The 12,118-nt window shown below is 37.9% G+C and carries 16 protein-coding genes; 1 reads left to right on the top strand and 15 read right to left on the bottom strand.

Annotated features, from left to right (window positions below; translation table 11 throughout):
* Positions 1 to 7: 7 nt before the first annotated feature.
* On the bottom strand, positions 8 to 2,002 hold the full coding sequence (locus D0T60_RS01195; protein WP_163216321.1) for a urocanate hydratase: 1,995 nt from the start codon (positions 2,000 to 2,002) through the stop codon (positions 8 to 10).
* A gap of 179 nt (positions 2,003 to 2,181) precedes the next feature.
* A complete protein-coding gene (locus tag D0T60_RS01190) occupies positions 2,182 to 2,811 on the bottom strand; it encodes a DUF6563 family protein (protein WP_163216320.1) in 630 nt (209 codons plus the stop codon).
* Between the two features lie 110 nt (positions 2,812 to 2,921).
* Between D0T60_RS01190 and D0T60_RS01185 the strand changes: the two genes are divergently transcribed.
* Positions 2,922 to 4,733, top strand: a complete 1,812-nt coding sequence (locus D0T60_RS01185; protein WP_163216319.1) for a MutS family DNA mismatch repair protein — start codon at positions 2,922 to 2,924, stop codon at positions 4,731 to 4,733.
* 6 nt (positions 4,734 to 4,739) lie between these two features.
* On the opposite strand, the gene D0T60_RS01180 is transcribed toward D0T60_RS01185, so the two are convergent.
* The 13 genes from D0T60_RS01180 to rpmD form a co-directional block, all read right to left on the bottom strand.
* The gene (locus tag D0T60_RS01180) at positions 4,740 to 5,273 is read right to left on the bottom strand and encodes a hypothetical protein (protein WP_163216318.1); all 534 of its coding nucleotides are present in this window, start codon (positions 5,271 to 5,273) and stop codon (positions 4,740 to 4,742) included.
* Between the two features lie 90 nt (positions 5,274 to 5,363).
* The gene (locus tag D0T60_RS01175) at positions 5,364 to 5,762 is read right to left on the bottom strand and encodes a hypothetical protein (RefSeq protein ID WP_163216317.1); all 399 of its coding nucleotides are present in this window, start codon (positions 5,760 to 5,762) and stop codon (positions 5,364 to 5,366) included.
* Between the two features lie 140 nt (positions 5,763 to 5,902).
* Entirely contained in the window at positions 5,903 to 6,403 is a 501-nt protein-coding gene (rplQ, locus tag D0T60_RS01170; RefSeq protein ID WP_163216316.1) for a 50S ribosomal protein L17, read from the bottom strand.
* Between the two features lie 2 nt (positions 6,404 to 6,405).
* Positions 6,406 to 7,398: a DNA-directed RNA polymerase subunit alpha gene (locus D0T60_RS01165; protein ID WP_163216315.1), complete on the bottom strand. Its 993-nt coding sequence runs from the start codon at positions 7,396 to 7,398 to the stop codon at positions 6,406 to 6,408.
* Between the two features lie 11 nt (positions 7,399 to 7,409).
* A complete protein-coding gene (rpsD, locus tag D0T60_RS01160; protein WP_163216314.1) occupies positions 7,410 to 8,015 on the bottom strand; it encodes a 30S ribosomal protein S4 in 606 nt (201 codons plus the stop codon).
* A gap of 116 nt (positions 8,016 to 8,131) precedes the next feature.
* Positions 8,132 to 8,521 (bottom strand): 30S ribosomal protein S11, encoded by a 390-nt coding sequence (gene rpsK, locus D0T60_RS01155; RefSeq protein ID WP_163210810.1) that lies wholly within the window; start codon positions 8,519 to 8,521, stop codon positions 8,132 to 8,134.
* An 11-nt stretch (positions 8,522 to 8,532) separates the two neighbouring features.
* Positions 8,533 to 8,913 carry a 30S ribosomal protein S13 gene (gene rpsM, locus D0T60_RS01150; RefSeq protein WP_163216313.1) on the bottom strand — a complete coding sequence of 127 codons (381 nt, stop codon included), beginning with the start codon at positions 8,911 to 8,913 and terminating at the stop codon, positions 8,533 to 8,535.
* Between the two features lie 34 nt (positions 8,914 to 8,947).
* Positions 8,948 to 9,064 carry a type B 50S ribosomal protein L36 gene (gene ykgO, locus D0T60_RS01145; RefSeq protein WP_163216312.1) on the bottom strand — a complete coding sequence of 39 codons (117 nt, stop codon included), beginning with the start codon at positions 9,062 to 9,064 and terminating at the stop codon, positions 8,948 to 8,950.
* Between the two features lie 9 nt (positions 9,065 to 9,073).
* Positions 9,074 to 9,292, bottom strand: a complete 219-nt coding sequence (infA, locus tag D0T60_RS01140; RefSeq protein ID WP_002558052.1) for a translation initiation factor IF-1 — start codon at positions 9,290 to 9,292, stop codon at positions 9,074 to 9,076.
* A 1-nt stretch (position 9,293) separates the two neighbouring features.
* A complete protein-coding gene (map, locus tag D0T60_RS01135; protein ID WP_163216311.1) occupies positions 9,294 to 10,094 on the bottom strand; it encodes a type I methionyl aminopeptidase in 801 nt (266 codons plus the stop codon).
* Positions 10,095 to 10,105: 11 nt separating this feature from the next.
* On the bottom strand, positions 10,106 to 11,461 hold the full coding sequence (secY, locus tag D0T60_RS01130) for a preprotein translocase subunit SecY (RefSeq protein ID WP_163216310.1): 1,356 nt from the start codon (positions 11,459 to 11,461) through the stop codon (positions 10,106 to 10,108).
* 4 nt (positions 11,462 to 11,465) lie between these two features.
* Entirely contained in the window at positions 11,466 to 11,912 is a 447-nt protein-coding gene (gene rplO / locus D0T60_RS01125) for a 50S ribosomal protein L15 (protein ID WP_163216309.1), read from the bottom strand.
* Between the two features lie 29 nt (positions 11,913 to 11,941).
* A complete protein-coding gene (rpmD, locus tag D0T60_RS01120; RefSeq protein ID WP_163216308.1) occupies positions 11,942 to 12,118 on the bottom strand; it encodes a 50S ribosomal protein L30 in 177 nt (58 codons plus the stop codon).

Raw genomic sequence — 12,118 nt, 5'->3', positions numbered from 1 at the left:
GTTTTATTTACGATTTACGATTCATATATGTTTCAAGAATATTTTCATCTACTAAATAAGGAATGGTTATATGATAGCCTTCATCCTTATGAGATTGATTAAAGGCTTCGCTCGTTTCCATTGCATGGGCATTACGTGCCCAGGAACGACGGGCAACTCCACCCATCACATCCCACAGCATGGCAGAGCGCAATATTTCATCTACTCGCTCGCTGCCATCGCAAACCATACCAAAACCTCCGTTTATAGATTTACCGATACCTACTCCACCACCATTATGCAAGGCAACTAAGCTCATTCCTCGGGCACAGTTTCCCGCAAAGCATTGTACGGCCATATCTGCCATTACATTACTTCCATCTTTTATGTTGGCTGTTTCGCGGAAAGGAGAATCTGTGCCGCTAACATCATGATGATCTCTTCCTAACATGATAGGGCCTACCTCTCCATTTCTTACCATCTCATTAAACCGAAGAGCTATCTTCATGCGCCCCACAGCATCCTGATATAGAATACGCGCTTGGGTACCTACTACTAATTGGTTCTTTTCGGCATCGCGTATCCAGTTATAGTTATCTAAATCCTGTCCTCTCCTATTTATATCGATACATGCCATAGCAGCCTGGTCGGTTTTAATAAGATCTTCGTGCTTCCCGCTAAGGCATACCCAACGGAAGGGACCATATCCATAATCAAAGAGTTCAGGGCCCATGATGTCTTCCACATAACTTGGCCAGATGAATCCGTCTTTCTCATCAATGCCATTGCGAGATATCTCCTGCACTCCTGCATCATAAATTGCTTTCATAAAGGAATTTCCATAATCAAAGAAGTATGTTCCCCAAGAAACCAATATCTTAATCAATTCAAAATGACGTTGAAGAGACAAATCAACAAGCCGCCTGAACTCTTCGGGAGATTCGTGCAACATGTTGGTGCGCTCCTCAAAAGTTAATCCGGCCGGACAATAACCACCTTCGTAAACAGCATGACAGGAGGTTTGATCGGAAAGAAGTTCAATAACAATATGCTCTTTCACTGCATATTCCAATAAATCAATGATGTTTCCATGATAAGCAATAGAGCAAGGCACTTGTTTCTGAATGGCATCAAAAGCAATGCTAAATGCTTCGCTAACGTCTGTTGCTATATGCCCCACCCAACCCTGATCATAACGCGTCCGGATACGGGAGTAGTCTACTTCGGCAATAATTGCCACAGCTCCGGCAATCTCGGCTGCTTTGGGTTGAGCACCACTCATTCCACCTAATCCCGAAGATACAAAGAGATGCCCACGCAAGTCTTTATCTTGGGGAATACCCAGCTTCAAGCGTCCGGCATTTAACAGCGTATTGAATGTGCCGTGTACAATTCCTTGCGGACCGATGTACATCCACCCTCCGGCAGTCATCTGTCCGTAATTGGCCACACCCATTTGAGCAGCTACATGCCAATCAGACTGATTATCAAACTGACCAATCATCAGAGAATTGGTAATAATTACACGGGGAGCATCAGGTTTCGATTGAAAAAGCCCCAAAGGATGGCCCGATTCAATCACGAGCGTTTGTTCTTGTGTAAGCTCTTCCAGGTATTTCTTAATAAGAAGGTATTGCATCCAGTTTTGGCACACCTGTCCGGTTTCGCCGTAAGTAACCAGTTCGTAAGGATATAATGCAATGTCGAAGCATAAGTTATTGTCAATCATTACCTGAAAGGCTTTTCCTTCTATGCATTTTCCTTTATACTCATCAATCGGCTTCGCTTTCAAATCACCCGATGGACGAAAACGATAGCCATAAATTCTACCGCGCGTGTAAAGTTCTTCCAGAAATTCGGGGGCTACCGACTCATGCAATTCGGTAGGGATATACCGCAATGCATTCTTTAAGGCTGTGATTGTTTGTTCGGGAGTAAGAGAATAACCTCTATCCGGTGCCCGGCGAATGCCTTCCTGAAAAGAAGGATAAGGAGGCAATGCTTTTTCTAATGTGATTTCCATAGATGCAAAGATTTCTTTTTGTCAATAAACAAAGGATTAAGAATCGCAATATAAGAAATAAAAGAAAAAGAAACAAGCGTATACTGGCTATTTATTATCAAATAGTCAAAACACTTGCTTACAGGCAGTATAAATAGGATGAAAAGATCGAGGCTTAATTCGTTTAATAGAATGCTATATTATATTTGTTCTTTCAGTTTCAGCAGATATTTACCGGTTGTAGTTGCTTCTTCGTTATCTTCGCTAAGATAGTTCTTTAAAAGTTCGGGATGTTTTTTAAGTAATTGCTCCATTTTTTCCTTACCTACAAATTCTACTCTCCCGGTGGTAGGATCAATTTCATAATACACCCTACTTGTAGTAACGGCAGAAGTCGTGATAGCATCTCCCAAAGCACCCAGCCCATGAGGTGTTTCTTCCACTACTCTCATGGCAGCAACTCCCAAAGGGATAGCACTAAAATAAATCTTATCGGTAATTAACATAGCAGAGGCATAACATCCACCGAATCGCAGTTTATTAAAACGAAGCTTTTTACAGTTCACAAAACAATCGTCATGTTGCCTAACCATATAAGCAGATTTAAGTTGTCTGTTTATAGATACCCGGTTGGAAGTAATTTTATAGTCTGCTCCGCCTGTGAGCATTATCTGATTCTTTGTACGCTTTTCAACAAAGAGCCTCTGAGGACTTTCAAGTGTGTCACCTTTATTGTTCATAAAATCTTTCAGACTATGATAAATGATGTCTTGTGCAACTGCATCATACAGTGCAAAACAGCATAAAAGCAACATTATATACTTTTTCATAAACCGGCAGGGTTAAATGGTTAATGATTCCTTAAAATTACATCTTTCGGTCAATTTACACAAAAAATAAAGGAGTTATATTACTTTTGTCTTATAAATTAATTACTTACATGGAAGCATTAGAAAAAATAAAAGAGATTTATCAGAATATCATATCTACCAGCGAGTTAAACCTAAACAAAGTACAGCGTAGAATCTATCATATAGGAAGCATCCGCCTTCTATTATTTGTAGGGGGTATCGTTGGCATTATCTATTTCCGCGAAATGGAGTGGCCGGTCATTGCTGCCATCGCTGTTATTGCTTTTGTTCCATTCCTCATTCTTATTAAGTATCACAACCGCCTTTTCTATAAGAAAGAATATTTGGAAAAGAAGATCGAAATCAATGAACAGGAACTGAAAGCAATCGAATACGATATATCCTCTTTCGATGGCGGTAAAGAGTTCATCAACTCCGAGCATCTATATACATACGATTTAGATATCTTCGGAGATCGTTCTCTGTTTCAACTCGTAAACCGTACCTCCACAGAGATGGGAAAGAATGAGTTGGCTGCCTGGTTCAATTGTCATTTAAAGAAAAAAGAAGAGATAGAGGAGCGGCAAAAGGGAGTCGAAGAGCTAACACCCGAACTCAAATTCCGTCAAAGGTTTCGTATCCAGGGTTTACTCTATCAGGGCAAAATGGCCGATAAAAAAGAGATCATCGATTGGGCAAAGAGCCCCAGCTATTTCAGAAGCAGAAAGATATTAAGAGTACTCCCTGCCATTGTATTAAGTATCAATATTATTTCGATCTTATTAGCTATTGCAGGTATTAGCACATTCAGTTTAGCAGGGGTTGTTTTTGTTGCCTTCATTGTACTTAGCTTCACTTTTACACAGAAAATAACGCGTATTCAAACAATGTATGGGAAGAAGATGCAAATTCTGGCTACTTATGCCCAGCTCATACAGCTTATTGAGAATCAGCATGTAAACAGTAAAGTACTTCAGGAAGTTAAAGAATTAGTTGGAACAGATAAGAAGGCTGCCTCTCAGTCCATTAAACGTCTTTCTTCTTTAATGCATGCACTCGATCAACGAAATAACATGCTAATGGCCGGCATACTGAATGGCTTAATGCTTTGGGAGTTAAAGCAAATTATGCAAATAGAAGCTTGGAGAGAAGAGTGTGCAGGAGATCTTCCGCAATGGTTGGAAGCTATCGGAAAAATGGATGCTTATTGCTCGCTGGCTACTTTTGCTTATAACCATCCGCATTTTATTATCCCCACAATTACTGATTCGCCTTTCCATGTAACTGCCAACGCACTTGGTCACCCTTTAATGAATCGTGAAAAATGCGTAAGGAATGATATTGAGATGGGAAAGCGTCCTTATTTTATTATCATCACAGGAGCTAATATGGCGGGTAAAAGTACATATCTGCGCACAGTAGGTGTTAATTATCTATTAGCTTGCATGGGTGCTCCTGTCTACGCAACCGAAATGACAGTTTACCCCACCAAACTCGTAACGAGTCTGCGTACTACAGATTCATTAAGCGATAACGAATCTTATTTCTTTGCCGAGCTTAAACGACTAAAGTTGATTATTAATATGCTCGAAAACAAAGAAGAACTCTTCATTATTCTGGATGAGATACTTAAAGGCACCAATTCAATGGATAAGCAAAAAGGTTCTATCGCCTTAATCAAGCAATTTATGATGCTCCAAACAAATGGAATCATAGCCACCCATGATCTACTTCTTGGGTCATTGGCCGATCTTTATCCTGATAACATCAAGAACTATCGCTTCGAAGCGGATATAAAGAATAATGAGCTAACCTTCTCTTATCAATTAAGAGAAGGAGTAGCTCAAAATATGAATGCTTGTTTCCTTATGAAGAAAATGGGGATAGCCGTAGTCGACTAAATAGTCTTAATTCACACAATTAGAGATGAACGAAGAAATAGCGGCTGCCTCATTACCCGTAAAATAATAAACCGAAGTCACCGGGCTATACATATAAGGTACAAACTGGAGTAACTGCACAGCTACAAACCGGCGATCACGTGTTTCAAGAACATCCATGCGAACGTTTCCATTAGAATCGCTTTTAAGAGGTAAATCTACACCGGAATTTCCTGTGGTAACTACCTTTTTAAGTTCATCCATGTACTTAAGATCAAAGAAGATGCTTTGCTTATTGGCCACGCTACCTGTTGGTAAATAAACAATCTCTTTGGAACGAATAAAAAGGCGTATAATAGCCCATGTAACAAGTGCTATACCCACAACACTCAGCCCAAGACTTAACGTATGGTCTGAGGTCTGAATTCCAGAAAACAGAGAGGCTATTCCGCCCAAGAATAAAATACCGGAAAAAATAAGGTTAGTAGAACTTGTACGTTTTACCATATCAGGATGCAATGATTCAAATACAGTTGTTGCATCCAATGCTTGACTTGTCATAATCTTAAAATTTTAATTTATTTATATAATAATCCTGCCCCTGACTGACTTAAACAGCCGGGTTAAAAAAACATGTAAATAAATTAAATGCTAAATCAGCAACTTCCTTAATGTGAACACATAATATTCACAAGGTGGACCTGTAACAAGATGGGTATAAGAATTATAATGCTTCAGATGATGCTTAGCCAGGGTGTTATTATAATCAAGATACTGCTTCTTTATCCATTTCAATAAAAAGTGAGATTGATCATCATTAACAACCGACGTATATGAAAGCAGACTTACATGGTGAAGATTAATACCACCAAGTTCTGCTTTCGGTCTACCGGTTCTATCCGGTGTATTAAAGCTATGTCGATAGGCTATAACATCCAATAGCTCTCCTGAATTTGCCTTAGCATAATCAAGAGAAGAGTTTGCAACTTCTACACCCCAAAGAAGGGTGAATAACGCAAAGATTCCTATGAGCTTTAAGTATTTCATCATATCTGCTACGAAATTAAACAGATTAGATTTATAGATTGTTTTTTCAACTGAACATTTAATCTTTATTTAACCTATAATAAAAAAACCGCCCAATAACGAGCGGTTTCTTTATACTTTAAAAAGGAATATTTACAATCCAATTATTCAGCTTTAGGAGCTTCTTTCGCTTCAACTGCTGGAGTTTCTTCTACCACTGCAGCTTCTTCTGCTTGTGTAGTAACAGCTTTCTTTGAACGACGAGTACGTGTAGCTTTCTTAGTTACTTTTTCCTTAGCCATGTTTTCATTGTAATCAACAAGCTCGATAAAGCACATTTCAGCATTGTCACCTAAACGATTGCCAGTTTTGATAATACGAGTGTATCCACCTGGACGATCTCCGATTTTCACTGAGATTTCTTTGAATAATTCAGTTACTGCATATTTATCTTGCAAGTTACTGAAAACAACACGACGTGAATTAGTAGTGTCGTCTTTAGATTTAGTGATCAAAGGCTCAACAAATTTCTTCAACGCTTTAGCCTTTGCCACAGTCGTAGTGATTCTTTTGTGCTTAATCAAAGAACATGCCATATTCGACAACATAGCATTTCTATGAGAAGCAGTACGACCTAAGTGATTAAACTTTTTATTATGTCTCATTTTTATTCTTTATCTAATTTATATTTTGAAATATCGGTTCCAAACGACAGATTCAGACTTTCCAGCAAATCATCAAGCTCAGTAAGCGATTTCTTACCAAAGTTTCTGAATTTCAACAGGTCTGTTTTATTGAATTGTACTAAATCGCCTAATGTTTCTACATCTGCTGCTTTCAAACAGTTGAGAGCACGAACAGATAAGTCCATATCAACAAGTTTAGTTTTCAATAACTGACGCATGTGAAGCACTTCTTCATCAAATTCTTCATTCCCGTCAACATCAGCTGTTTCTAATGTAATCTTTTCATCAGAGAACAACATAAAGTGATAGATCAGAATTTTAGCTGCTTCTTTCAGAGCTTCCTTTGGGTGTATGGAACCATCCGTACTAATTTCAAGTACCAGCTTTTCGTAGTCAGTCTTCTGCTCAACACGGAAGTTTTCTACTAAGTACTTAACATTACGTATGGGGGTGTAAATAGAGTCGATTGGAATTACATTAACATCAGTACAATATTCGCGATTTTCATCAGCAGGAACATAACCGCGACCTTTGTTAATTGTAAGATCAATCTGCATAGTTGCTTTAGAATCTAAATGACAAATAACTAATTCAGGATTTAACACTTCAAATCCAGTCAGATACTTACCTATGTCACCTGCTTTAAATTCATTAGAATTATCGATTGTAATACTAACTTTTTCACTCTCAAATTCTTCAACTATTTGCTTGAATCTTACCTGTTTCAGATTCAAGATAATGTTAGTAACATCTTCTCTTACTCCGGGTATGCTAGAAAATTCGTGCTCAACACCTTCTATTTTAATAGTGGTGATAGCAAAACCTTCTAATGAAGAGAGAAGAATACGGCGTAGCGCATTACCTACGGTAATACCAAAACCGGGTTCTAACGGACGAAACTCGAATTTACCGAATTTCGCATCCGCTTCCAACATTAATACTTTATCAGGTTTTTGAAATGCTAATATCGCCATGAAATTAATTATTATTTAGAATACAACTCTACGATCAAATGCTCTTTAATGTTTTCCGGAATGTCTGCTCTTTCAGGAATATGCAACATTTTTCCAACTTTAGAGTTTTCATCCCATTCTAACCAAGCATACTTGCTGTGATTGAATCCTGCAAGCGCATTAGAAATAACTTCCAATGATTTTGATTTTTCGCGAACAGCAATCAGTTGTCCTGGTTTTACTGCAAATGAAGGGATATTTACCACTTTTCCATCCACAGTAATATGTCTGTGACCTACTAATTGACGAGCAGCAGCACGAGTAGGAGCAATACCCAAACGGAATACTACATTATCCAAACGACCTTCAAGCATTTGAAGTAAAATCTCGCCTGTGATACCTTGTTTCGCAGCAGCCTTATCAAACAGATTGCGGAATTGTTTTTCTAAAACGCCGTAGGTGTATTTTGCTTTTTGCTTCTCGCGAAGCTGAATACCATATTCTGAAGTTTTTCTTTTTCTTGAATTACCGTGTTGTCCAGGAGGATAGTTCTTTTTAGAGAGCACTTTATCAGCTCCAAAGATACCTTCACCGAACTTACGGGCGATTCTTGATTTTGGTCCAGTATATCTAGCCATTTCTTTAAATATTAAATTGTTTATTGCAATGAACTTAATTTGTTGCAGCCGCGATCACAGAGAAGAATTTAATGTAATCCAAAACAAGATTAAGTTTCATCTATTAAAGGTAAATATTAAACTCTACGTCTTTTAGGAGGACGACAACCATTGTGTGGCAATGGAGTTACATCAACGATTTCAGTAACTTCAATACCTGCTCCATGGATAGTTCTGATTGCAGACTCACGTCCGTTACCAGGTCCCTTAACATACGCTTTTACCTTTCTCAGGCCAAGATCATACGCAATTTTAGCGCAATCCTGGGCAGCCATTTGAGCTGCATAAGGAGTATTCTTCTTTGAACCTCTAAATCCCATTTTTCCTGCAGATGACCATGAGATAACCTGCCCTTCACTGTTAGCCAGAGAAACAATAATATTGTTGAAAGATGAATGAACATGTAATTGTCCGTTAGCATCTACCTTAACATTTCTCTTTTTAGCTGCGACTGTTTTTTTTGCCATATCAACAATTATTATTTAGTAGCTTTTTTCTTGTTAGCAACTGTTTTCTTTCTACCTTTACGAGTACGAGCATTGTTCTTTGTACTTTGTCCTCTTACGGGTAATCCAATACGATGACGTACACCACGGTAACAACCGATATCCATCAAACGTTTAATATTCAACTGAACTTCAGAACGAAGATCACCTTCTACTTTATAACCTTCTCCAATAATCTCACGAATTTTGGCAGCTTGGTCATCAGTCCAATCCTTTACTTTGATATCTCTATCAATGCCAGCTTTATCTAAAATTTTAGCTGAACTACTGCGTCCAATACCATAAACATATGTCAACGCAATTTCACCCCTCTTATTCTGAGGTAGGTCTACACCAACTATTCTTATAGCCATATACTAATTTTATTTTTTTTGCAAAAATAAGGAATTATCCCTGACGTTGTTTAAACTTGGGATTTTTCTTGTTAATAACATACAGACGGCCATTGCGTCTTACGATCTTACAATCAGGTGTACGTTTCTTTAATGATGCTCTTACTTTCATATCTAATTTTTATTTATATCTAAACACAATTCTTCCTTTTGACAAGTCATAAGGAGACATTTCCACTCTCACTTTATCACCTGGTAAGATTTTGATGTAATGCATTCTCATCTTACCTGATATATGAGCAGTGATTTCATGTCCATTCTCTAATTCAACGCGAAACATTGCATTAGACAATGCTTCTACTATAACTCCATCTTGTTCTATTGCAGATTGCTTTGCCATACTAAATTGCTTTATCTCCTAAAACTTCTTCTACGAATTCAAATGATGATAGAATATCTGCTTTACCAGCATTTATTGCTATTGTATGCTCAAAATGAGCAGCGTACTTACGATCCTTTGTTCTTACAGTCCAACCGTCATTCTCCATAAAGATCTGACGATTTCCGAATGTAATCATTGGTTCTATTGCAATACAAAGACCTTTCTTTAAAAGTGTTCCATATCCTCTTTTCCCATAATTAGGAACCTGAGGATCTTCATGCATTTCTTTTCCAATGCCGTGACCTACAAATTCACGAACTACACCATAAGAGTTAGACTCACAGTGTTGTTGAATAGCATATCCGATATCACCTAATCTCTTTCCTTGTACAGCATTCTCAATTCCCAGATATAGCGCTTCTTTGGTTACTCTCAACAGTTTCTTTATGCTTTCATCAACTTCTCCTACACAAAATGTATAAGCTGAGTCTCCACAGAAACCATTCATATAAGTACCACAATCAACAGAGACAACATCACCATCTTTCAAAATCACTTTATTGCTCGGAATACCATGAACCACCTGATCATTCACAGAAGTACACAAAGAACCGGGAAATGGATCTCCATATTGGTTAGGATACCCCTTGAAAGTAGGTATAGCTCCATTGTCCCGAATAAATTCTTCAGCAACTCTATCTAATTCGCCGGTAGAAACCCCTGGCTTGATCAACTTGGCAACTTCTGCCAATGCTTTTCCAACCAAGAGATTACTCTGGCGCATCAATTCAATTTCATCTTCTGTTTTAAGAAATATCATCTCCTTGAGTATTAATATGCGGCTACATTACCTGAACGTCCTTTAATACGTCCAGACTTTAATAAGCCATCATAATGTCTCATTAATAAATGACTTTCAACTTGCTGTAATGTGTCAAGAACAACACCTACAAGGATTAGCAAAGATGTTCCTCCAAAGAACTGAGCAAACTCTGCTTGTACACCAAATAGACCAGCAAACGCAGGCATTATAGCTACTAAAGCAAGGAAGAATGATCCTGGCAAAGTAATACGAGACATGATATCATCAATGTATTCAGCAGTATGCTTACCCGGCTTAATACCCGGAATAAATCCATTGTTTCTCTTCATGTCTTCTGCCATCTGAGTAGGATTAATTGTAATCGCTGTATAGAAATAAGTAAATGCTATAATCATAACAGCAAACACAAAGTTATACCAGAAGCTTGTATGGTCAGTAAATGCACGAACAAAACCGCTCGCACTTTCAGCACCAGAGAAGCCGATGAATGTGATCGGAATAAACATGATAGCTTGTGCAAAGATGATCGGCATCACACCAGCAGCATTTACTTTCAAAGGTATGTATTGTCTTGCACCACCATATTGTTTGTTTCCTACAATTTTCTTAGCATATTGCACAGGAATTTTTCTTGTACCTTGTACTAAAAGAACTGCTGCTGCTATAACTAACAACAAGAAAACAATTTCAATGAGGAACATAATCAAACCTCCACCACCTTTTTCAATAACACGAGAAGAGAACTCTTGTACAAGTGATTGAGGTAAACGAGCAATAATACCCACCAAAATTATAAATGAGATACCATTACCTATACCTTTATCTGTTATTCTTTCACCAAGCCAAAGTATAAACATACTACCGGCAGCAAGAATAATAGTTGAGGTAATCAGGAATAATGTCCAGTTTTCACCAATATATGTACTACTTAAAGCGGGACCTACTTGAAACTTAAGATTTATCAGATATGAAGGAGCTTGCACGAACAAAATAGCAATAGTCAACCAACGAGTATACTGATTGATTTTTCTTCTGCCACTTTCTCCTTCTCGTTGCAATTTCTGAAAGTAAGGAACAGCAATAGCCAATAATTGAATAACAATTGACGCAGAGATATAAGGCATTATCCCTAATGCAAAAATAGATGCATTAGAGAATGCTCCTCCGGAGAACATGTTCAATAAGGCTAAAAGCCCCTCACTCGTTTGGTCATGCAGTCTTGTTAGCATTCCCGGGTTAATACCAGGCAACACAACATACGAGCCAAAACGATAAATTGCGACAAATAGTATGGTGATGAGGATCCTTTTTCTTAGATCCTCAATCTTCCATATATTCTTTAATGTTTCAATAGTTTTTCTCATTGAATTAGAGTTTTACTACACTCCCACCAGCAGCTTCAATAGCAGCAACTGCAGATTTTGAGAATGCATGTGCTTGTACTTCTACTTTTGCATTCAAAGCTCCATTACCCAGGATTTTAACCTGATGCTTTGAGGAAACAAATCCTGCTTCAATTAATTCGTTAATACCAACTTTATCGAGTTTCTTTGCTTCTATCAATTTTTGAATAGTATCCAAATTGATTGCTTTATACTCTACTCGATTGATATTTTTAAATCCGAATTTAGGAACACGACGTTGCAAAGGCATCTGACCTCCTTCAAAACCAATCTTCTTAGAATAGCCAGATCTAGACTTCGCACCTTTATGTCCTCTTGTAGAAGTGCCACCTAATCCAGATCCGGAACCACGTCCAATTCTTTTTCTTGTTTTAGTAGAGCCTTCTGCAGGTTTCAAATTACTTAAATTCATATTGTAATTCTTTTTATATTCAACAAATATTACTTAACAATGGTAACTAAGTGCTTCACTTTATTGACCATTCCAAGAATTGCAGGAGTATCTTCATGTTCAACCACACGATTCAATTTACGAAGTCCTAATGCATCCAGTGTTCTTTTTTGATCAGCAGGAGCACCAATTCTACTTTTAACTTGTTTAATCTTTATAGTAGCCAT

The sequence above is a fragment of the Bacteroides sp. 224 genome (assembly GCF_010500995.1).
Classification (GTDB): domain Bacteria; phylum Bacteroidota; class Bacteroidia; order Bacteroidales; family Bacteroidaceae; genus Bacteroides.
Note: the sequence above shows the minus strand (reverse complement) of the source record. Positions and strands in the feature narration are given on the sequence as shown.

What these genes read in the sequence shown, in the direction of transcription:
- ykgO (WP_163216312.1), bottom strand. Translation starts at nt 9,064, where the DNA reads ATGAAAGTAAGAGCATCATTAAAGAAACGTACACCTGATTGTAAGATC.
- rpmD (WP_163216308.1), bottom strand. Translation starts at nt 12,118, where the DNA reads ATGGCTACTATAAAGATTAAACAAGTTAAAAGTAGAATTGGTGCTCCT.
- map (WP_163216311.1), bottom strand. Translation starts at nt 10,094, where the DNA reads ATGATATTTCTTAAAACAGAAGATGAAATTGAATTGATGCGCCAGAGT.
- rpsK (WP_163210810.1), bottom strand. Translation starts at nt 8,521, where the DNA reads ATGGCAAAAAAAACAGTCGCAGCTAAAAAGAGAAATGTTAAGGTAGAT.
- rpsM (WP_163216313.1), bottom strand. Translation starts at nt 8,913, where the DNA reads ATGGCTATAAGAATAGTTGGTGTAGACCTACCTCAGAATAAGAGGGGT.
- rplO (WP_163216309.1), bottom strand. Translation starts at nt 11,912, where the DNA reads ATGAATTTAAGTAATTTGAAACCTGCAGAAGGCTCTACTAAAACAAGA.
- D0T60_RS01195 (WP_163216321.1), bottom strand. Translation starts at nt 2,002, where the DNA reads ATGGAAATCACATTAGAAAAAGCATTGCCTCCTTATCCTTCTTTTCAG.
- D0T60_RS01190 (WP_163216320.1), bottom strand. Translation starts at nt 2,811, where the DNA reads ATGAAAAAGTATATAATGTTGCTTTTATGCTGTTTTGCACTGTATGAT.
- rpsD (WP_163216314.1), bottom strand. Translation starts at nt 8,015, where the DNA reads ATGGCTAGATATACTGGACCAAAATCAAGAATCGCCCGTAAGTTCGGT.
- D0T60_RS01180 (WP_163216318.1), bottom strand. Translation starts at nt 5,273, where the DNA reads ATGACAAGTCAAGCATTGGATGCAACAACTGTATTTGAATCATTGCAT.
- secY (WP_163216310.1), bottom strand. Translation starts at nt 11,461, where the DNA reads ATGAGAAAAACTATTGAAACATTAAAGAATATATGGAAGATTGAGGAT.
- rplQ (WP_163216316.1), bottom strand. Translation starts at nt 6,403, where the DNA reads ATGAGACATAATAAAAAGTTTAATCACTTAGGTCGTACTGCTTCTCAT.
- D0T60_RS01175 (WP_163216317.1), bottom strand. Translation starts at nt 5,762, where the DNA reads ATGATGAAATACTTAAAGCTCATAGGAATCTTTGCGTTATTCACCCTT.
- infA (WP_002558052.1), bottom strand. Translation starts at nt 9,292, where the DNA reads ATGGCAAAGCAATCTGCAATAGAACAAGATGGAGTTATAGTAGAAGCA.
- D0T60_RS01165 (WP_163216315.1), bottom strand. Translation starts at nt 7,398, where the DNA reads ATGGCGATATTAGCATTTCAAAAACCTGATAAAGTATTAATGTTGGAA.
- D0T60_RS01185 (WP_163216319.1), top strand. Translation starts at nt 2,922, where the DNA reads ATGGAAGCATTAGAAAAAATAAAAGAGATTTATCAGAATATCATATCT.